This window comes from Halomonas sp. GD1P12 (assembly GCF_025725645.1).
Lineage (GTDB): Bacteria > Pseudomonadota > Gammaproteobacteria > Pseudomonadales > Halomonadaceae > Vreelandella.
In genome coordinates, this window is the sequence record NZ_CP107007.1 from 1,441,700 (window position 1) to 1,462,066 (window position 20,367).

Consider the following 20,367-nt stretch of genomic DNA (forward strand, 5'->3'; position numbering starts at 1 on the left):
GGAGGGCGTGCTCAGGGCTGATACGGGGCACTCGACCCCGCATTTCCCCTTGCTCCTTCGCCGCGCGGCCATAAAAAAATCGGCCGTGCGGGTGAGCACGGCTCAAGGGGCTTATCATGACCTACGCGCGACCCACCCTGGGGCTTGCCGCCTTTGCGCTCGCCGCACTGCCGCTGGCCGTTCACGCCCAAACGGTGTCTTCGAACACTCCCGAGGAGAAGCAGGCGCTCAACCCGGTGGTCGTAACCGCGGCCCTTGCCCCGCGCACCGCGAATCAAAGCCTTTCATCCGTCACCGTGCTCGATGAGGCCACTTTTCGCCGGCAGGATCCTGTCAGCGTCACGGACCTCTTGCGTGGCCAGCCCGGGGTCGACGTTTCCAGCAACGGCAGCTTCGGCAAGAATGCGAGCGTGTTTCTTCGCGGTACCGGCAGCAGCCAGAACGTGCTGCTGATCGACGGCATTCGTCTGCGCTCGGCCACCAGCGGCGGGGCGGCCTGGGGAAGTCTCGACCCGCGCCTGTTTGAGCGCGCCGAAATCGTGCGCGGACCAAAAGGAAGCCTTTACGGGGCGGACGCCATCGGCGGTGTCGTACAGCTCTTCACCCACGCCCCGGAGGAGGGCGACGGCCCGCAGCCCCGGCTTTCGTTTGGCGGCGGCTCCTTCGGCACGGCGCGCGCAAGCGCAGGGCTCAGTGGGTCAGAGGGCGGCACCCGCTATAGCTTCGCGGCGAGCCACTTCAACACCGACGGCGTGCCGGTGCGCCGAAGCGGTGACGATAAGGGCTATGACAACACCACGGCACTCGCCCGGGTGTCGCACACCTTTGATAACGGGGGCGAGGCCGGCGTACTGGCGCTGCGCGCACGCGGCAACAACGAATACGACGGCGGCGAGAACGACTTTGTCCAGCAGATCGCCGGCGTCTATGCCGAGCTTCCGGTGGGGGATGCCTGGCGCTCGCGGGTGACACTTTCCGAGGCCCGCGACGAAAGCGATAACGTTGACGAGTTCGGCGACTCCACCTTCGATACGACCATCCGCACCGCGCGGCTTGAAAACACCTTCACCGTGGGGGCTCACGAGTTCATTGCCGGCGTCGAGCAGAGCGAAGACCGCATCGACAGCACCGTCGATTACGACGAGACGAGCCGCGACAACACCGCCGCCTTCACCCAAGCGCTTTTCGATTTCGCCCCGTTCACCCTGCAAACCAGCGCCCGCTTCGATCACAACGAAAGCTATGGCGACGAGGTGACTGGAAGCGTGGCGCTCGGCTTCGACCTCGACGCGAACCATACCCTGCGGGCGAGCGTCGGCACCGCCTTCAACGCGCCGACCTATAACCAGCTTTACTACCCGGACTTCGGCAACCCGGATCTGGAATCCGAGACCTCCGAAACCGTGGAGCTCGGCGCCCGCGGCCAGTACGCCTATTTCTTCTGGGACGCCGCGCTCTACCAGACCGACATCGACAACCTGATCGCAGGGCAAGGCGAGCAGTTCAACGTGCCGACCTCGCGCATTCGCGGCGCCGAGCTTTCCGGCGGCGTGGAGCAGGGCGGCTGGACGGTTGCCGCAGCGCTCACCTACACCGACCCGGAAAACCGCGCCACCGGCAACCGTTTGCAGAACCGCGCGACCCAGAGTCTGCGCCTGGACGTGGACCGCGAGCTTGGCGAGTTTTCGGCCGGCGGCTCCTGGATTGCCCAGAACCACCGCTACCGGGATGCGGCTAACGAGGATCGCTTGGCCGGTTATGGCCTGGTGAACCTGCGCGCCGGCTGGGAATTCGCACCGCTGTGGAGCGCCCGGGTGACGCTGGAAAACGCCCTGGATCAGGACTACGTCACCACGCGCTCGTTCGACGGCGCCGACTACATCAACGCCGGGCGCGCGGCGTTTCTGAGCGTCAACTTTGGTCAATAAATGGCTTGTGGGGTTGGCGGCGGCGCTTTGCGTTAGCGCCGCTCGGGCCGAAGTGTGCGCGCTCGATGACCTGGATCGCGAGGTGTGCCTGAGCGCGCCTGCCAGCCGTATCGCCGCGCTTTCGCCTGGCGCGACGGAACTCGTCTATGCCGCCGGCGCGGGTGATCGCGTGGTCGCGGTGGTCTCTTACAGCGACTATCCGCCCGAGGCTCGAGACGTTATCTCGGTCGGCAGCCATACCCGGCTCGATCTGGAAGCGCTGGTCGCGCTCGAACCGGATCTGGCCATCGGCTGGGTGACCGGCAACCCCGCCGAGCAGCTCGAGACGCTGGAAGCGCTCGATATGGCGGTGTTTTATATCGAGCCGCGCAGCGTCGACGGCGTGGCCGGCGCCATCGAGCGCCTCGCCACGCTTGCCGGCACCGAAGCGGAAGGTCGCCGCGTGGCAGAGCGCTTTTTAAGCGACATGGCCGCGCTCGGGGCGCAGTACGCAGGGGAAGCGTCGGTCGATACCTTCTACCAGGTGTGGGACTCACCGCTGATGAGCGTCAACGACGAACACCTGATTGGCCAGGTGATCCGCCTGTGCGGCGGGCGCAACGTGTTTGGCGAGCTGGGAAGATTGGTGCCGCGCCTCGATGACGAGGCGGTGCTCGCCGCCGACCCGGCCGTGATCGTGGCCGGCGGCATGGGCGAGGAGAACCGCGACTGGCTCGATCACTGGACCCGGTACCCCGAGCTTCGTGCGGTGCAAAACGATCACCTCTACTTCGTGCCGCCGTCCCTCCTTCAGCGGCCCACGCCGCGTTTGGCTGAAGGGGCGAGGCTTCTTTGCGGGCATCTGGCGACGGCCCGGGAAGATGCGCCGTGAATGGCCGCTCCCTGAGTTTCTGGCCCGTGGCGCTGACGGCGCTCGCCCTGGCCGCGCTTTTGCTGGCGCTCGCCACCGGCAGCGCTTCGCTGTCGGTGGCAAAGCTCATGCAGGCGCTGTTCGGGGAGGGCGATAGCCTCGCTCATACCCTGGTGTTCGATCTTCGCCTGCCACGCGCCTTGTCCGCCTTTGCCGTGGGCGGGCTGCTCGCCGTGGCGGGGGCGCTGATGCAGGTGCTCTTGCGAAACCCGCTCGCCGACCCCTACGTGCTCGGGCTTTCCGGCGGGGCCAGCATCGGGGCGCTTGGCGCGATGCTGGCGGGCCTGGGGGGACTGCTGGTGACCGGCTCGGCGTTTGCCGGGGCGCTTCTTTCAACGCTTTTGGTGTTTGGCCTCGCTCAGGGCCGCGGCGGCTGGACGCCGGCGAGACTGCTGCTCATCGGCGTGGTCGTGGCCTCGGGCTGGGGGGCGCTGGTCACGTTGATGCTCGCCATGAGCCCCGCCGAGCGCCTGCCGGGCATGCTCTACTGGCTGATGGGCGATCTTGCCTACGCGCGCACGCCCTGGCCGCCGCTGATCGTTTTACTGCTGACCTGCGCGCTTTTGTGGCCGCTGGGGAGAAGCCTCAACGTGCTCGCCCGTGGTTCGCTGCAGGCCGCCGCCCTGGGGGTGACCGTGCGTGGTTTCGAGTGGGGCATCTATCTTTTGGCAAGCCTTTTGACCGCCGTGGCGGTCACCACCGCCGGCAGCATCGGCTTCGTGGGGCTGGTCGTGCCGCACATGCTGCGCCTGGTGCTGGGCAACGACCAGCGCCGTATCCTGCCCGCCTGCGCGTTGGCTGGCGGCACGCTGTTGCTGCTGGCCGATACGCTCGCGCGCACGCTGATTGCCCCGGAGCAGCTGCCGGTCGGTGTCATCACCGCGCTGCTCGGCGTGCCCACCTTCCTGCTGCTCTTGTACCGGAGCCGCCCATGAACCGGCGTGGTGCGAAAGCGCCCGAGGCGAAAGCGCCACGGCTCGAGGCAGAGGGCCTGAAACTTGCCATCCCCGGCAGAAGCGCAGGTGGAGCGATGGAGTTCGCGCTCGAACCTGGTCAGGTGTGGGGGGTGCTCGGCCCCAACGGCGCGGGCAAGACGACGCTTTTGCACACCCTGGCGGGCCTCACCGCGCCGCGCACGGGACGCGTATGCCTGGATGGGCAACCGCTTGGCTCGCTCAGGCGTCGGTCTATCGCCCGGCGGCTGGGGCTCTTGTTTCAGGAGCGCATGGACGGTTTCCCCGCCACGGTCTCCGAGACCGTGATGATGGGCCGCCACCCGTACCTGTCGCTCTGGCAGCGCGAAAGCCTCGAGGATATCGAGCGGCTGCGGTCGGCCCTGAGCGCGCTCGATCTTGAAGCGCTCGCATCGCGCCCGGTCTCCACACTTTCCGGCGGTGAGCGCCAGCGCGTGGCGCTGGCCACCGTGCTGACCCAGAACCCTGCCGTGTGGCTTCTGGATGAGCCGACCAACCACCTGGACCTTCACCATCAAAGCGCGGTGATGGCGCTGATAAGCGTCGAGGCCCGCCAGGGCCGTGCGGTGATGATGTGCCTGCACGATCTCAACCTGGCCGCACGCTGGTGCAGCCACGTTCTGCTGCTCTACCCGGACGGCGAGGCCCTCGCCGGGCGATGCGACGAGGTGATGACGCTGGGCGCTCTGGAGCGGCTTTATCGTCAGCGCCTGAGCGTTGCGCAAATGGACGGCGCGCCGGTCTACATGCCGCGCGTGGAACGCGCCGCACCTTCCACGGATCTTTCTGACAGTGCCTGGAGGCACCCATGACCCCGTTCCCTTTTGCCGCCGTGGTCGGCCAGCACGCGCTCAAGACGGCGCTGCTGCTCAACGCCGTCAACCCGCGCATCGGCGGGGTATTGATCAGCGGCCCGCGGGGCAGCGCCAAATCCACCCTGGCCCGGGCGCTGGCCGCCATCCTGCCGGCCACGAGCCTTGGTCCGTCGCCGTTTGTCACGCTGCCGCTCGGGGCAAGTGAGGAGCGCCTGACCGGCAGCCTGGATATTCAGAAAGTGCTTACCGAGCGCGAGGCCGCCTTTCACGAAGGGCTTCTGGCCAAGGCGCACAACGGCGTGCTCTACGTCGATGAGGTCAACCTGCTGCCCGACACCCTGGTGGATCTGCTGCTCGATGTGGCCGCCAGCGGCGTCAATATCGTCGAGCGCGACGGCCTGAGCCACTCTCACCCGGCGCGTTTTGGCCTGATCGGTACCATGAACCCGGATGAAGGCGAGCTGCGCCCGCAACTGCTGGACCGCTTCGGCCTCTGTTTGGAGCAGCCGGCCTCGATCAGCGTGGAAGAGCGCATCGCCATCGTGCGCCAGCGCGAAGCGTTCGACCGTGACCCCGCAGGCTACGCGGCGGATTTTGACGCCGAGCAGCGCTCGCTGACCCAGCGCATCGAACGCGCCCGGCAGCGGCTCGACGCGGTAAGCGCCCCGGACTGGGTATACGAGCAGATCGCCAGGCGCTGCGAGGCGGCGGGCGTCGAGGGCCTGCGCGCTGACGTGACCTGGCACCGCGCCGTCCAGGCCCACGCCGCCTGGCAGGGCCAGAAGGCCATCGACCAAACCGATATCGACACCGTCGCCCCCTGGGTGCTTTCACACCGGCGCACCCGGGAAGAGACGCCGCCCGCCTCAAACAATCCGCCACCTGCTCCGCCCTCTGAACAGAGCGGCGGCGGCTCGCCGCCCACTGGCAGCAAGGCTCAAGCAGGCAGCGGCGCGGGGCAGCCGGGCGAGGCGGGGCAGTGGGGTGCGATGCCTCCCGTTAACCAAACCCGGCAGACGGAAGCGGCGACCATACCTGAAGCTCCAATGCTGCCGGGGAGTAAGCGCGGCGCTGCCGAAGGCGGCGCCCGCAAGGGCCACCAGTGGGGGCAAGGGGCGCACACACGCACGCTGCCTCCCGCGCCGCACCTGGATACCTTTGCCACGCTTGCCGCCAACCGCGGCGCCTGGCCCTGGCAAACACTCCGCTACCGCCCGTCGCGGGCCGGGCAGCCGAAGGTGCACCTGGTGCTGCTGGATACGTCTGGCTCGACGTTGGGCCAGCGCCTGCTGGGCCGTGCCAAGGGCTGGGTCGAGTCACTTGCTCGCCAAGCGTATCTGGGGCGCGAGCAGATGGCGGTGTTTGGCTTCGGCAACGACACCATCACCTCGTTGCTGCCCCGCCAGCGCGCGCCCAAGAGCCTGGCAGCCCGGCTCGATTCGGCGGAGGGCGGGGGCGGCACGCCGCTGCGCGCCATGATCGTTCAGGCAGGCCAGCTGGTGCGCCAGTGGCAGCGCCGCGAGCCGGGCCTTGCCATTCATACCTACCTGATTACCGACGGCCGCACCCGGGAGTCCCTTGTGGGTCTGGCGCCGCCAGGCGACTGCCTGGTGCTGGATACCGAAGGCGCCAGAGTCAAGCGCGGCCAGGGGGCAAGGCTTGCCCGAGAGCTTGACGCACGCTACTGCACACTGCCAATCAAGGAGTTTTCATGACGGACCATCAACGCCGCATGCAGCGCAAGAAAGACGTGGTCGATGAGCGCATCAGCCAGGCGACGCAGGAGCGCGGCGTGCTGATTCTCCTGAAGGGCAACGGCAAGGGCAAAAGCAGCTCCGCCTTCGGCACCATGGCGCGCTCTCTGGGCCACGGCCAGCGCTGCGCCGTCATTCAGTTCATCAAGGGTCGCCGCGAGACCGGCGAGTACCTGTTCTTTCGCGACCACCCAAGGCTCGACTGGCACATCATGGGCCACGGCTTCACCTGGGAAACCCAGGACCGCGAGCGGGATATCGAGGCCGCAGAGGCCGCCTGGGCCGTGGCCAAGGGGTTACTCGAGAACCCGGAGTACGGGCTGATCGTGCTCGATGAAATGAGCTACATGTTCAAGTACGGCTACCTGGATACCGCCCCCGTGGTCGAGGCGTTACAGCGCCGCCCGGCGCACCAGAACGTGATCATCACCGGACGCACCATGGCTACACCGCTTCAGGAGATCGCCGACACCATCAGCATCGTGCAAGACGAGCGCCACGCGTTTCGCGGCGGCGTCAAGGCGCAAGCGGGGATCGAATACTGATGAACCAACCTTCTGCCAGCTGCCCCGCGCTGTTTATTTCGGCCCCCGCCTCAGGCCAGGGCAAAACCACGCTAACCGCCGGGCTTGCGCGGCTGCTGCGCAATCAGGGCAAGGTGGTGCGGGTGTTCAAGACCGGCCCGGATTATCTCGACCCGCAGATTCTCGCCCAGGCCTCCGGCCAGCCGGTTGATCAGCTCGACTTATGGATGGCCGGTGAAGCCTACTGCCGCCAGCGCTTTTATGAAGCCGCTATCGAGGCCGACTTGATTCTGGTGGAAGGCGCCATGGGCCTTCATGACGGCGAGCCATCCAGCGCCGATCTGGCCGCGCTGTTTGGCATTCCCATGGCCATCGTGATGGATGTCAAAGGCATGGCCCAAACCGCCGCCGCGCTGGTAACGGGGCTGGCTGGCTTTCGTGACGATATCCATGTTGCCGGGCTGATTGCCAACAATTGCGGCTCCCAGCGCCACCGGGAGCTGATTGAAGGCGCGCTGCCTGACACCCTACCGTTCTTGGCCGCCGTACCCCGTGACCCTGAATTGACACTTCCCGAGCGCCACCTGGGGCTGGTGCAGGCCGAAGAGATTCGTTTTGAGCTGGAAGTTCGTTTTGAAGCTGCGGCGCAGGCGCTGGAAGCCGCGGGGCTGCTGGACGCGCTGGCCACGCTTTCGCCGATCAGTTTCAGTGCGCCGACCGAGGCGCTTGCTGCGGTGCCGCAGGCACTGACCGGGCATACGATAGGCGTGGCCCGCGATGCGGCGTTCAGCTTTATCTATCAGGCCAACCTGGATGTACTGGCGCAGATGGGCGCGCGCGTGCGCTTTTTCTCACCGCTTGCCGATGCCGACCTGCCCGAGTGCGATGCGCTGTGGCTGCCCGGCGGCTACCCGGAGCTTCACGCGCAGGCGCTCGCGGCGAACACCGCCATGCTCGATGCCATTAGAGGCTTCTTTCGCGCGGGCAACCCCATTCTCGCCGAGTGTGGTGGCATGCTGTATAGCCTGGAAACGCTCACCGACTATGCGGAGAACACGCACCCCATGCTCGGTTTACTGCCGGGGCACGGCGCCATGCGCGGGCGCCGAGGCTGCCAGGGTATGCAGACCGCCGAGCTGCCCGAAGGACCCATTCGCGGCCATGCCCACCATCGTTCCATGGCCGGGCAAACGCCTGAGCCCATCGCTTACGGGCGCCGTCAGCGCCACCCCGCACCTGGCGAGCCGATCTACCGGGCCGGCCGCCTGACCGCGACCTACTTGCACCTGTTTTTCCCGAATAACCCGGCCGCGGTGGCGCGTCTTTTCAGCCACGCTCCCGGCAACGATTCAGCGCAGGCCACGGCCGCAAGCTCCCATATTGAGGAATCCTTTCATGCAGTTAAATAAAATTCCCGCCACGGTGGTGACTGGCTTTCTGGGTAGCGGCAAGACCACGCTGCTTGCCAATATCCTGCGCCAGATCACCGGCAAACGGATCGCCGTGATCGTCAACGAATTCGGCGAGCAGGATATCGACTCCAGCCTGCTGCGCAGCTGCGCCCTCGACTGTGAGCCCGGTGAAGGCCAAGCGCTCGAGGGTGACGACGGCATCTATGAACTCGCCAACGGCTGTATCTGCTGCACCGTGGAAGAAGAGTTTCTGCCGGTGATGAAAAAGCTCGTCGAGCGGCGCGGCGATATCGACCATATCCTGATCGAGACCAGCGGCCTGGCGCTGCCAAAACCCTTGGTGCAGGCGTTCAACTGGCCGGACGTCCGCCAGCACTGCACCGTGGATGCCATCATTACCGTGATCGACGGCCCCGCCGTGGCCGCCGGGCGCTTTGCCAGCGACGAAGCCAAGGTCGCCGCCCAGCGTCTGGCGGATGACAGTCTGGACCATGACCCCAGCCTGCAAGAGCTTCTTGATGATCAGTTAAGCGCGGCGGATTTAGTCCTGGTGACCAAAACCGATCTGCTGAGTGTCGATGAAAAGGCCCGGGTGGAAGCGCTGGTGCAGGCGCGGGTACCGGCCTCGGTCAAGACGCTGTTTATCGACCAGACCCAGGCCACTGATACGGCCCAGCTGGAAGCCCTGATGGGCATTGGCGCCGCCAGTGAAGCGCATATCGACAAGATTACCAATCATCACGACAAGCACCACGCCGAAGGCGCACACCACGACCACGCCCACGACCACTTCGATTCCTGCGTGATTACCCTGGGCGAAGTAGACGCCACCGCCCTTGAAAGCAACCTGCAGGCGCTGCTGAAAAGCCACGAGATCTACCGCGCCAAGGGCTTTGCCGCTATCCCCGGCAAGCCCATGCGCCGGGTGATTCAGGCGGTGGGTGAGCGTCTTGAGGGCTACTTCGACCGGCTATGGCGCCAGGACGAGCCGCGCCAGACCCAGCTGGTATTTATCGGCCGCGGGCTTGATAGCACCGACCTGCACGAGGCGCTGGCCGCTGCCGAGACTGCGGCGACACCTTAATGCATCTATTTGCCGCCAAGCCCGGAGGCTTTGTCGACGATGAAGGTATCGTCGATCTTCAACAAAGCCCCGCCGAGATCGTCATCCTGTCCGCCGCCGACAGCAATCTTTCGGCGCTGGCTCAGGCCGCCGAGCGGTTGGGGGAGGCGTACCCCTCGGTGCGCCTGGCCAACTGGATGAACCTGATCAAGCCGGCGGCGTATGATCTCTACGAAGATCGGGTGCTGGAAAAGGCCCGGTTGGTGGTGGTGTCGCTGTTAGGTGGCAAGGGCTACTGGCAGTATGGTCATGAGCGCTTGCTGGCCTGGGCGGCGGCGAAGCCGGAGCGCCAGCTGATACTGGTGCCGGGCTGCGACGCGCCGGATGACGCGCTGCTGGAAGACTCGAGCATCGGCTTCGATGACGCCTACCGCGTGTGGCGCTACCTGCGTGAAGGCGGCGTAGATAACGCCGAAGGGCTTTTGCGCTTTATTGCCAGCCACTGCCTAAGCCGTGCGTTTGCCTGGCAGGAGCCCAAGGTGATTCCGGCGGCAGTGATTTACGCCCCGCAGGAACGTGAATCGAGCCGCCCGGCGGCCAGCCTCAGCGAGTGGCGCAAGCAGTATGAAGACGGCCGGCCGGTGTGCCTGCTGCTGTTCTATCGCAGCCATTTGCAGGGCGCCAACACCGGCGTGATCGACGGCATGCTGGCCGCACTCGAGGCCGAAGGGCTGGCGCCGCTGGCGGTGGCCGTGGCCTCGCTGAAGGAGGGGCCGTGCATCGAGTTTGCCAATCATCTCATCGAGCAGACCGGCGCCTCGCTGATCATCAACACCACCAGCTTTTCGGTGAATCGCAACGCCGATGAAACCGACGGGCTGGGCGATGAAATGCATAGCCTGTTCATCGGCCGGCCCGTGGTGCTTCAGGCGATGCTGGCCAGCAGCACGGTGGAGGACTGGCAGGGCATGGCTGCTGGGCTGCACAGCCGCGATGTGGCGATGCAGATCGTGCTGCCGGAAATGGACGGGCGGGTGATCACCCGGGCCGTGGGCTTCAAGGCCGAGGCCTTTTTTAACGAGCGCTGCCAGCTCTCGATTACTCACCACGCCCTGCACCCGGAGCGTGCGGCGTTCGTTGCAAAGCTTGGCCGGCGCTACTGCTGGCTGCGTGAAACGCCCAACGCGCAAAAACGCATCGCCCTGGTCATGGCCAACTACCCCAACCGCGACGGGCGTATCGGCAACGGGGTAGGGCTGGATACGCCCGCCTCGACGCTGAATATCCTGAGCGCCCTGCAGGGTGCCGGCTACCCGGTGGACGAGCTGCCCGCGGACGGCGACGAGCTGATCCGCCGGTTGCAAGGCGCGGTCACCAACGACCACGGCAGCCTCGATCAGCGCGCCTGCTGGCAAAGCATCAGCGTTGAGGAGTATCTAGCCTGGTTTCAAACCCTGCCCGCTACGCTCCAGAACACCATATGGACGCGCTGGGGAGCGCCGCAAGACGACCCCAAGTGCCGCCAGGGGCGGCTGATGATCTCGGGTATCCGCCTTGGGGACACCTTTGTAGGCATTCAGCCCGAGCGCGACTTTATCGAGGACCTGACCCAGTCCTACCACGATATGGAGCTGGCGCCGCCGCACAGCTATCTGGCGTTCTACCTGTGGCTGCGCGAACACTACCGGGTAGACGCGGTGATTCACGTGGGCAAGCACGGCAATCTCGAGTGGCTGCCGGGCAAGAGCACTGCGCTCAGCGCCGAGTGCTGGCCGGATATTGCGCTGGGGCCGCTGCCCCACTTCTATCCGTTCATCGTCAACGACCCCGGCGAAGGGGCACAAGCCAAGCGCAGAAGCCAGGCGGTGATCATCGACCACCTGATGCCGCCGCTGGCCCGCGCCGAGCTGTACGGCCCCATGGCCGAGTTGGAGGCGCTGTGTGACGAGTACTACCAGGCGCTGGATATGGACCCGCGGCGCGAGGCGCTGATTCGCAGCCAGATTCTTGCGCACCTGCGCGACACCGGCATCGACCGGGAACTCGCCCATGCGGTGAACGGTGAGTGCGAGGCCGAGATACTCAACGCCCTGGATACCTTCTTGTGCGATATCAAGGAAGCCCAGATCCGCCACGGCCTGCACATTCTGGGCACGCCGCCGCCGCGTGAAAAACGCGCGGGCACACTGGTGGCGCTGCTGCGCCTGCCAAGAGGCGAGGGCGTGGCAAGCCGTGGCCTGCTGCACAACCTCGCCTGCGACCTGGCGCTCGATATCGACCCGCTGGCCGCCGGCAGCGAGCCGTGGCAGGGCGCCAGGCCCGCTATTCTTGCCGAGCAGTTGGGTGCCCCCTGGCGCACCGGCGCGGACACCCGCGAGCGCCTGGAGCTTCTGGCCGAATGCTGGGTCAACGAGTACGTGCTGGGTGACCGCCCCCTTGAAGCGCTTACCTCAAATTACCCCGCCACGGCGGAGCAGCTGCGCTTTGCCCGCACGCTGTGGGCGACCATGCAGCGCGGCGTGTCGCTGGAAATTCAGTCCCTGCTCGATGGCCTTGACGGCCTTTTCGTACCCGCCGGCCCCAGCGGCGCCCCCAGCCGCGGGCGGCTGGATACGCTGCCCACCGGGCGTAACTTCTTCAGCGTGGACAACCGCTCGATTCCATCGCCCGCCGCCTGGAAGCTGGGCGAAAAGTCCGCCCAGGCGTTCGTCGAGCGCTACCTGCAGGATAACGGCGACTACCCGCGCCGGCTGGGACTCTCCATCTGGGGCACCGCCACCATGCGCACCGGCGGCGACGACATCGCCCAGGCCTTTGCGCTGATGGGCGTGAGGCCCAAGTGGTCGCTGGGCTCCCAGCGGGTGATCGATTTCGAGGTGATTCCTTCCATGCTGCTGAACCGCCCGCGGGTGGATGTGACGCTGCGGGTGTCCGGCTTTTTCCGCGATGCGTTTCCCAATGTGATCCGCCTGTTCGATGCCGCCGTGCAGGCGGTGGCGAGCTTCGAAGAGCCCGGCGACAGCAACACCATCCGCCAGGCGGTGATGGCGCGCCAGAAAACGCTGCAAGACGAAGGCCTGAGCGCCGAGCAGGCAGCGCAAGAAGCTCGCTATCGCATTTTCGGCAGCAAGCCCGGCGAGTACGGCGCGGGCCTTAACCGGCTGATCGAGAACCGCAGCTGGGAAAACGCCGATGACCTGGCCGAGGCCTACCTGGGCGCCGGGGCCTACGCCTACGGCCAGTTTGCGGATTCCGGCACCGCCGCGCGAGGCGCCTTCGAGCAGCAGCTTCAGGGGCTGGACGCCGTAATGCAGAACCAGGATAACCGCGAGCACGATATCCTCGATTCCAACAGCTACTACGCCTTTCAGGGCGGCATGGCCAATGCCAGCCGCGCGCTTGCCGGTCAGGCGCCGGTGATCTACCACGCGGACCACGCCAACCCGGCGGTACCCAGGATTCGCACGCTGCAAGAAGAGCTTGCCCGGGTGATCCGCTCGCGGGTGCTCAACCCCAAGTGGATCAACGCCATGCGCGAACACGGCTATAAAGGCGCGTTTGAAATGGCCGCCACGGTGGATTACCTGTTTGCCTATGACGCGACCACCGACCTGGTGGCCGACTACCAGTACGCCCAGGTCAGCGACGCCTTGGTGCTCGACCCCGCCAACCAGCAGTTTCTGCGCGACCACAATCCGGCAGCCCTTGAAGAGATGGCCGAGCGCCTGCTGGAAGCCGCCCAGCGCGACATGTGGCAGGCGCCCGGCGAACACGGCGCCGCCCTTGAAGACCTGCTGCTGGAAATGGACGAAGCCCGAGAGCGGGGCGGCCCATGAGCGAGCCGCAAGTAAAGGGCTGGTGCCCCGGCGCCTGGCGGCCCATGGCCACCGGTGACGGGTGGCTTGTGCGCGTGCGCCCGCCGCTGGGCGAGCTGACCCGCACACAGGCACTGGCGCTGTGTGAGGCCGCCGAGCGCTTCGGCAGCGGTTTGCTCGAACTGACCCGCCGGGCCAATATTCAGCTGCGCGGCGTGACCGAGGCCAGCTGGCCACCGCTGATGGCGTTTCTCATCGAGCATCAGCTGGTGAGCGACAGCAGTGAGGCCGAACGCCAGCCCCAACTGATGCTGGCCCCGGCGTGGCAAGCGGGGGACGCCACCCACACCATCGCCCGGCAGTTGCAGGCACGGGGCGCGGAGCTTGCCGAAATGCCCGCCAAGGTAGGCATCGCCATCGACGCGGGCGCCGCGCCGGTGCTGCGCGATAGCCCCGCGGATTTTCGCATCGAGCGCTCGGCAGACGGTGGCCTGCTGGTACGCCTGGAGGGCCTCACGCTGGGCTCGGCGGTGACCGATGCCGAGGCCGCCGTGGCGCTCTTGATTCGCCTGACCCACTGGTTCATGCAAAGCGGCGGCGCGGCGGCGGGGCGTATGGCCAGGCACCGCGCACCGCTGCCCGCCTGGGCAGTGGCAGATACGCCCCCGGCCCCGCCCGGCGCGAAACTGGCCATTGGCAAGCATGAGGGGGGCGTGGTAGCTGGCCTGCCGTTTGGGCGGGTAAGCGCCCAGACGCTGCGCGCGCTGGTCGCCTCGAAGGCGGTGAGCGCCCTGCGGGTAACGCCCTGGCGCAGGCTGCTGATCAAGCAGCCGGGCGCCGCCGCCATGCCAGCGCTTGGCGAGGTCATTGTTCAGAATGACGACCCGCGGCTAGTGATGGACGCCTGCCCCGGCGCGCCTTTTTGCCAGCAGGCGAGTGTCGCTACTCACTCCTTGGCCGAGCGGCTGAAGGAGGTGGGCGCCGCCAGCGTGCATATTTCCGGCTGCGCCAAGGGCTGCGCCCGGCGGCAACCGGCCGCCATTTGCCTGACCGGCCGTAACGGGCGTTTTGATGTCATTATCGACGGCCGCGCCGATAGCGCGCCGGTGGCTACCGGGCTGAGCGAGTCTGACGTTTTCATTTATCTGGAGAGTTTGGGTGCCTTACACCTATGAAACCCACGGCCCGGCGATTTACCGGGAGTCCTTTGCGATCATTCGCCGCGAGGCCGAGCTTGCCCGCTTTTCTGCAGAGGAAGAGACCGTGGCCGTGCGCATGATTCACGCCGCGGGGCTTGTCGAGTTGGCCGCGCATATCCATTTTCAATATGACGTGGTCAACAAGGCGCGCGCCGCTCTAGAGGCGGGCGCGCCGATTCTGTGCGATGCGCGCATGGTATCTGAAGGCATTACCCGCAAGCGCCTGCCGGCGGATAACGCGATTATCTGTACCCTCAATGACGAGCGCACCCCCGCGCTTGCCCTTGAGATGGCCAACACACGCTCGGCGGCGGCGCTACAACTGTGGCGCCCGCACCTTGAAGGCGCGGTGGTGGCGATTGGCAACGCGCCTACGGCGCTGTTTCATCTGCTCAACATGCTCGAAGACCCGGACTGCCCGCGCCCGGCGGCCATCATCGGCTGCCCGGTGGGCTTTGTAGGCGCGGCGGAGTCCAAGGAGGCGCTGCTTGCCACGCCAAAGCTTCCCAGCTGCATCGTGCGTGGGCGCCTGGGCGGCAGTGCCGTGACGGTGGCCGCCATCAACGCCCTGGCGGATCGTGTCGAATGAGCAAGGGTTGCGTGTTTGGGGTGGGCCTCGGGCCCGGCAGCCAGGATCTGATGAGCGTGCGCGCCGACCGGCTGATCCGTGGTGCGACGCATATCGCCTATTTCCGCAAGAAGGGCCGCCGCGGGCACGCGCGCAGCATCGTCGAGGGCCTGCTGGCGCCCGGTGTGGTCGAGCTACCCATGGAGTACCCAGTCACCACGGAAATTCCCTTCGATGACCCGCGCTACAATCAACTGCTCTCGACGTTTTACGAACACAGCGTGGCGCAGCTGATCGAGATGACCGAGGCCGGGTGCAATGTCGTCGTGCTGTGCGAAGGCGACCCGTTCTTCTACGGCTCGTTCATGCATCTGTATACGCGCTTGCGCAACCGCGTGCCGGTTTCCGTGGTGCCGGGGATTACCGGCATGTCGGCGGCGTGGACCGCTTCTGGCGCCCCCATTACCTGGGGCGATGACGTGCTCACCGTGGCGATGGCGACACTCCCGGAAGACACGCTTGTCGAGCGCGTGCGCCAAACCGACGCGCTGGTGGTGATGAAGATCGGCCGCCACCTGGACAAGCTGCGCCGGGCGCTGAAAAGTGCCGGGCGCGAGGCCGACGCCTGGCTGATCGAGTACGCCGCCATGGAGAACCAGCGCGTGGTGCCGCTGAAGGATGCCGGCGACAAAGTGCCGTACTTTTCTATCGTGCTGATTCACGGACACGGGAGGCGCCCATGAGCGGCTGGGTCAAAATCGTCGGGTTGGGGCCGGGGGCGGAATCGATGATTACCCCGGAAGTCACGGCCGCGCTCGACCAGGCCACGGACGTGGTCGGCTACGTGCCCTACGTCAACCGCGTCGCCCCGCGGGCGGGCCTGACCCGCCACGGCTCGGACAACCGTGAAGAGATTCGCCGCGCCGAGGCCGCGCTGCGCATGGCGCACGAGGGCCGCCGAGTGGTGGTGGTATCTTCCGGTGACCCTGGCGTGTTTGCCATGGCAAGCGCCGTATTCGAAGCATTGGAAGCGGGCGATGCCGCGTGGCGGGCGCTCGATATTCAGGTACTGCCGGGGATTTCCGCGATGCTGGCCGCCAGCGCCCGCGCGGGCGCGCCGCTGGGGCATGACTTCTGCTGCATCAATCTATCCGACAACCTGAAGCCCTGGGCGCTGATCGAAAAGCGCCTGCGCCTGGCGGCACAAGCGGATTTTGCCATGGCGTTCTACAACCCGCGCTCGAAGTCCCGCCCGGTGGGGTTCGAGCGCACCCTGGATGTGCTGCGCGAAGCGTGCGAGCCCGAGCGCGTGATCATCTTCGCCCGGGCGGTGTCCACGCCGGACGAGTCGATCCGCGTGACGATACTGGGTGAGGCCACGCCCGACATGGCGGACATGCGCACGCTGGTGATCGTGGGATCAACACAGACGCGGTTGATCGAGCGAGAGGGCGCACCGCTGGTTTATACACCGCGATCAACAGAGTGATCGAGCCAGGCCAGCACCTCATCGACGCCGTGCACTTCAAGCCGGGCGGGAAGCGGCGGGCGCTCGATCATGATGACCGGCACGCCAAGCCTGCGTGCGGCGTTAAGCTTGGCGCGGGCGCCGTCGCCGCCGGCGTTCTTGCACACGATGCGCTCGATTCGCTGGTGCTTGAGCAGGGCTAAATCGCCTTCCAGCGTGAAGGGACCTCTATCCACGGTGGTGGTGAAGTGTGTAAGCGGCGGCGGGGCGGTGGGCGCGTCAACCAGGCGAAGCACATAGTGATGCTGGGGCCTGGCGGTGAACGCTGCCAGATGCATGCGGCCAATGGCGAGCAGCACGCGCTGGGGCGGGCCTTCCAGGGCGCTTGCCGCCGCTTCGATACTCGCGACGTGCTGCCAGTTATCATGAGCGCCACGCCGCCATGCCGGGCGCGTCAGGGCAATCGCCGGTACGCCGGTTTGCCGGGCGGCGGCCAGCACGTTAAGGCTCATTTGTGAGGCAAACGGGTGGGTTGCATCAATAATATGGGTGATGCGCTGTTGGGTGATAAAGGCCGCCAAACCCTCGGCGCCGCCAAAACCGCCCACGCGGGTGGGCAGCGGCTGCGCTTTAGGCGCCTTGACGCGGCCTGCATAGCTGAAGATGGCGGCAATACCGCGCTTGCTTATGGCGCAAGCCAGGGCGCTGGCCTCACTGGTACCCCCAAGAATCAGGACATTTATCATGGCGTTAGTTGACAAGGCTTGCTGGCTCACATTGCTTGGGTGGGGGGAGAGTGGCACAGCGGGCCTGACAGCGGCAAGCCGCGAACTGTTGGAGAGTGCCGAGATCGTGTTTGGCGCCCGCCGCCACCTGCGTCTGCTGCCCCCGCTGAACGCGCAGATACGCGAGTGGCCGGTGCCGTTTATTGAGGGCATCCCCGCGCTTCTGGCCGAGCGCGGCCGCCGGGTGGTCATGCTGGTCTCCAATGACCCGTTCTGGTTTGGCGCGGGTACCAGCCTAACGCGTCACCTGGAGGCGTGTGAATGGAGTGCGGTGCCATCGCCCTCGACCTTCAGCCTGGCGGCGGCGCGGCTTGGCTGGCCGCTTGAGCGCTGCACCTGCCTTGGCCTGCACGCCAAGCCCTTGACCCGCCTTCGGCCCTATCTTCAAAGCGGCCGGCGCCTGCTGGTGCTGCTGCGCGATGGCGCCGCCGTGGCGGAACTGGCCGCGCTGGTTAAAACATTCGGCTTTGCGGAATCCCGGCTACATGTGCTGGAAGCGCTGGGCGGCGCGGAGGAGCGCATCCGCACGCTGGGCGTGGATGACGCGCTTCCCGAAAATATCGCCCACCCGGTGGCGGTAGGCATTGAAGTCGCCGGTAACGGCCCCGCGCTTCCCCTGACACCCGGCCTTGTCGATAATTTCTTCGAGCACGACGGCCAGATCACCAAGCAGGCCGTGCGCGCACTCACCCTTGCCGCACTGGCCCCCAGACCCGGCGAGCGGCTATGGGATATCGGCACGGGCTCTGGCTCCATTGCCATCGAGTGGCTGCTGGCCCACCCGGATAACCAGGCCATCGGCTTCGAGCAGCATTTTGATCGCGCCGCCCGGGCGCGGCGCAATGCGCACAATCTGGGCGTCGATTGGCTGGACGTCAACGAAGGCCGCGCCCCGGAGGTACTCGAAAACGCGCCGCTTCCCGATGCGGTGTTTATCGGCGGCGGGCTTTCCCAAACACTGCTGGACGCCTTATGGCAGGTGTTGCCCAGCGGCACGCGGGTGGTGGCCAACGCGGTCACGCTGGAATCCGAAGCGCTGCTGGCCCACTGGCAGCAGCAGGCCGGCGGTGAACTGCTGCGCTTGGAGCTGGCCCACGCCGCGCCCATGGGCACGCGGCGGGGCTGGAAAGCCAGCTACCCGATCGTGCAGTGGCGCGGCGTTCGATGAGCATACAAACAGCCGTCAGCCCCGCGCACACCGTTGCCGGGTTCGGCTTTCGCTCGCGGGCAACGCAGGCGTCGCTTGCGCAGGCGCTGGATCAGCTGATCGCCGAGTACGGCCCCATCGACCGGCTGGCGGTGGCGCACAGTATGCTGCCTTTGGTTCAAGCGCTGGGAAGCGCCCGCCACATCCCGGTAATCGGCGTGGCGGATGCAGCACTCCCCAGCGCCACCACGCTGACGCATTCGGCCTACAGCCTGCGCGAAAAAGGCACCGGCAGCGTGGCCGAGGCCGTGGCGCTGCTGGCCGCAGGCCACGGGGCGCGGCTTTTGGGCCCGCGTACAGTTTCAGACGATAGAAAGGCCACGGCCGCGGTGGCCACTAAAGCGTTGCAAGGAGTTGGATGATGACGGTTCATTTTATTGGCGCAGGCCCCGGCGCTCCGGATCTTTTGACGCTCAGAGGGCGCGATTTGATTGCCGCCTGCCCGGTGTGCCTGTACGCGGGGTCGCTCGTCCCCGAAGAAATTCTCGAGCACTGCCCATTTGATGCGCGCATCATCAACACCGCGCCGCTGTCGCTCGATGAGATCATGCAGGAAATCCAGACGGCCCACGCGCAAGGCCAGGATATCGCCCGGCTGCACTCCGGCGATCTTTCGGTGTGGTCGGCCATGGGCGAGCAGCTGCGCCGCCTGCGGGCGCTTGCTATTCCCTATAGCGTCACCCCCGGCGTGCCCTCGTTTGCCGCCGCGGCCGCAACGCTAGGCCAGGAGCTGACGCTACCCGGCGTGGCGCAATCCGTGGTGCTGACCCGCACGCCGGGCCGGGCAAGCGCCATGCCGGAAGGGGAGACGCTTGCCCACTTCGCCCGCACCGGCGCGACGCTTGCCATTCACCTCTCCATTCACAACCTGGCCCAAGTGGTAGAAAGCCTGACGCCGCACTATGGCAAAGAGTGCCCGGTGGCGATTGTGTGGCGGGCCAGCTGGCCGGACGAGCACGTGGTGCGCGCTCGACTGTCCACGGTGGAATCCCTGATCGACCACACGCTCCAGCGCACCGCGCTGATTCTGGTAGGGCCGGTGCTCGAATCCGACGACTTCCAGGAAAGCAGCCTGTACGCGGTCGGTTATGATCGCCGCTTTCGGCCCCAATCGGCGGATTCACCATTTGCCAGCGGCGAGGAGGGCACGCCGTGATCGAACTCGCCTTTATCGGCATCGGCACCGGTAACCCGGAGCACGTCACGCTCGCCGCCGTGCGCGCGCTGAACGCGGCGGACGTGGTCCTTCTGCCGCGCAAGGGTGAATCAAAAGCGGACCTCATCGACCTGCGCCGCCTGCTCTGTGACGAGCTGCTGGAGGAAGAGAGCCCCACGCGCATCGTCGAGTTCGACCTGCCCACCCGCGATGGCAAGGCGCCGTACCTGGGCGCGGTCAACGACTGGCACGCGGCGATTGCCGCGGTATGGGCGCAGCTTCTGGACGAACACCTACCCCAGGGCGGGCGCGCCGCCATGCTGGTATGGGGCGATCCTTCGCTTTACGACAGCAGCCTGCGCATCGCAAAGCGCCTGCTGGACGCCGGGCGCGCGCTCACAGTCAACGTCATCCCCGGCATCACCAGCCTGCAGGTGCTCACCGCCGAGCACCGCATACCGCTCAACGCCCTGGCGGGGGCGGTTCATATCACCACCGGCCGGCGGCTGCGCGAGAATGGCTGGCCGACCGATGCCGAAACCGTGGCCGTCTTGCTCGACAGCGGCGGGGCGTTCAGTGTGCTCGAGGATAAGCACGTGCATATCTGGTGGGGGGCGTATCTTGGCATGGAGAAGCAGTGCCTGATCGAAGGGCGCCTGAAAGACGTCGAGCAACAGATTCTCGAGCGCCGGACCGCGCTTCGCGACCAGCACGGCTGGATCATGGATAGTTATCTGCTGGCCCGCGAGCCGCTTCTTTGAGTGCCGGTAGGCATCTGGAAGGTTTTTC

General features: G+C 66.4%; 18 protein-coding genes. 17 read left to right on the forward strand and 1 reads right to left on the reverse strand.

Features of this window, described 5'->3' with window-relative positions; translation table 11 throughout:
* Positions 1-116: 116 nt before the first annotated feature.
* The 13 genes from OCT39_RS06705 to cobJ are packed head-to-tail and all read left to right on the forward strand — an operon-like array spanning position 117 to position 16,451.
* Positions 117-1,928, forward strand: coding sequence for a TonB-dependent receptor domain-containing protein (locus tag OCT39_RS06705; RefSeq protein WP_263586890.1), 1,812 nt, complete (start codon positions 117-119; stop codon positions 1,926-1,928).
* Positions 1,918-2,799 (forward strand): cobalamin-binding protein, encoded by an 882-nt coding sequence (locus OCT39_RS06710; RefSeq protein ID WP_412031139.1) that lies wholly within the window; start codon positions 1,918-1,920, stop codon positions 2,797-2,799. Before OCT39_RS06705 ends, OCT39_RS06710 begins: the two co-directional genes overlap by 11 nt.
* Positions 2,796-3,773, forward strand: coding sequence for a FecCD family ABC transporter permease (locus OCT39_RS06715; protein WP_263586891.1), 978 nt, complete (start codon positions 2,796-2,798; stop codon positions 3,771-3,773). The genes OCT39_RS06710 and OCT39_RS06715 overlap by 4 nt, the downstream gene beginning before the upstream one ends.
* Positions 3,770-4,624 carry an ABC transporter ATP-binding protein gene (locus OCT39_RS06720; RefSeq protein WP_263586892.1) on the forward strand — a complete coding sequence of 285 codons (855 nt, stop codon included), beginning with the start codon at positions 3,770-3,772 and terminating at the stop codon, positions 4,622-4,624. Before OCT39_RS06715 ends, OCT39_RS06720 begins: the two co-directional genes overlap by 4 nt.
* Positions 4,621-6,342, forward strand: coding sequence for an ATP-binding protein (locus tag OCT39_RS06725; protein ID WP_263586893.1), 1,722 nt, complete (start codon positions 4,621-4,623; stop codon positions 6,340-6,342). The genes OCT39_RS06720 and OCT39_RS06725 overlap by 4 nt, the downstream gene beginning before the upstream one ends.
* Positions 6,339-6,926, forward strand: a complete 588-nt coding sequence (gene cobO / locus OCT39_RS06730) for a cob(I)yrinic acid a,c-diamide adenosyltransferase (RefSeq protein ID WP_106375451.1) — start codon at positions 6,339-6,341, stop codon at positions 6,924-6,926. Before OCT39_RS06725 ends, cobO begins: the two co-directional genes overlap by 4 nt.
* A complete protein-coding gene (locus tag OCT39_RS06735) occupies positions 6,926-8,314 on the forward strand; it encodes a cobyrinate a,c-diamide synthase (RefSeq protein WP_263586894.1) in 1,389 nt (462 codons plus the stop codon). Before cobO ends, OCT39_RS06735 begins: the two co-directional genes overlap by 1 nt.
* Positions 8,301-9,401: a cobalamin biosynthesis protein CobW gene (cobW, locus tag OCT39_RS06740; RefSeq protein WP_263586895.1), complete on the forward strand. Its 1,101-nt coding sequence runs from the start codon at positions 8,301-8,303 to the stop codon at positions 9,399-9,401. The genes OCT39_RS06735 and cobW overlap by 14 nt, the downstream gene beginning before the upstream one ends.
* Positions 9,401-13,216, forward strand: a complete 3,816-nt coding sequence (gene cobN, locus OCT39_RS06745; protein WP_263586896.1) for a cobaltochelatase subunit CobN — start codon at positions 9,401-9,403, stop codon at positions 13,214-13,216. Before cobW ends, cobN begins: the two co-directional genes overlap by 1 nt.
* Positions 13,213-14,370 (forward strand): cobalamin biosynthesis protein CobG, encoded by a 1,158-nt coding sequence (locus OCT39_RS06750; protein WP_263586897.1) that lies wholly within the window; start codon positions 13,213-13,215, stop codon positions 14,368-14,370. The genes cobN and OCT39_RS06750 overlap by 4 nt, the downstream gene beginning before the upstream one ends.
* Positions 14,354-14,983, forward strand: a complete 630-nt coding sequence (locus tag OCT39_RS06755) for a precorrin-8X methylmutase (RefSeq protein ID WP_263586898.1) — start codon at positions 14,354-14,356, stop codon at positions 14,981-14,983. The genes OCT39_RS06750 and OCT39_RS06755 overlap by 17 nt, the downstream gene beginning before the upstream one ends.
* The gene (cobI, locus tag OCT39_RS06760; RefSeq protein ID WP_263586899.1) at positions 14,980-15,705 is read left to right on the forward strand and encodes a precorrin-2 C(20)-methyltransferase; all 726 of its coding nucleotides are present in this window, start codon (positions 14,980-14,982) and stop codon (positions 15,703-15,705) included. The genes OCT39_RS06755 and cobI overlap by 4 nt, the downstream gene beginning before the upstream one ends.
* Positions 15,702-16,451, forward strand: coding sequence for a precorrin-3B C(17)-methyltransferase (gene cobJ, locus OCT39_RS06765; protein ID WP_263586900.1), 750 nt, complete (start codon positions 15,702-15,704; stop codon positions 16,449-16,451). The genes cobI and cobJ overlap by 4 nt, the downstream gene beginning before the upstream one ends.
* On the opposite strand, the gene OCT39_RS06770 is transcribed toward cobJ, so the two are convergent.
* Positions 16,427-17,176, reverse strand: a complete 750-nt coding sequence (locus OCT39_RS06770) for a cobalt-precorrin-6A reductase (RefSeq protein WP_263586901.1) — start codon at positions 17,174-17,176, stop codon at positions 16,427-16,429. The two genes, cobJ and OCT39_RS06770, sit on opposite strands and share 25 nt — an antisense overlap.
* On the opposite strand from OCT39_RS06770, the gene cbiE reads away from it, so the two are divergent.
* Genes cbiE through cobF form a run of 4 tightly spaced genes read left to right on the forward strand, consistent with a single transcriptional unit; the run spans position 17,175 to position 20,339 of the window.
* Complete coding sequence (gene cbiE, locus OCT39_RS06775) at positions 17,175-18,383, forward strand: precorrin-6y C5,15-methyltransferase (decarboxylating) subunit CbiE (RefSeq protein WP_263586902.1); 1,209 nt, start codon at positions 17,175-17,177, stop codon at positions 18,381-18,383. The genes OCT39_RS06770 and cbiE overlap by 2 nt on opposite strands.
* Positions 18,380-18,784 (forward strand): cobalamin biosynthesis protein, encoded by a 405-nt coding sequence (locus tag OCT39_RS06780; RefSeq protein ID WP_263586903.1) that lies wholly within the window; start codon positions 18,380-18,382, stop codon positions 18,782-18,784. Before cbiE ends, OCT39_RS06780 begins: the two co-directional genes overlap by 4 nt.
* Positions 18,784-19,578 (forward strand): precorrin-4 C(11)-methyltransferase, encoded by a 795-nt coding sequence (gene cobM, locus OCT39_RS06785; RefSeq protein WP_263586904.1) that lies wholly within the window; start codon positions 18,784-18,786, stop codon positions 19,576-19,578. The genes OCT39_RS06780 and cobM overlap by 1 nt, the downstream gene beginning before the upstream one ends.
* Entirely contained in the window at positions 19,575-20,339 is a 765-nt protein-coding gene (cobF, locus tag OCT39_RS06790; RefSeq protein WP_263586905.1) for a precorrin-6A synthase (deacetylating), read from the forward strand. The genes cobM and cobF overlap by 4 nt, the downstream gene beginning before the upstream one ends.
* Positions 20,340-20,367 lie beyond the last annotated feature (28 nt).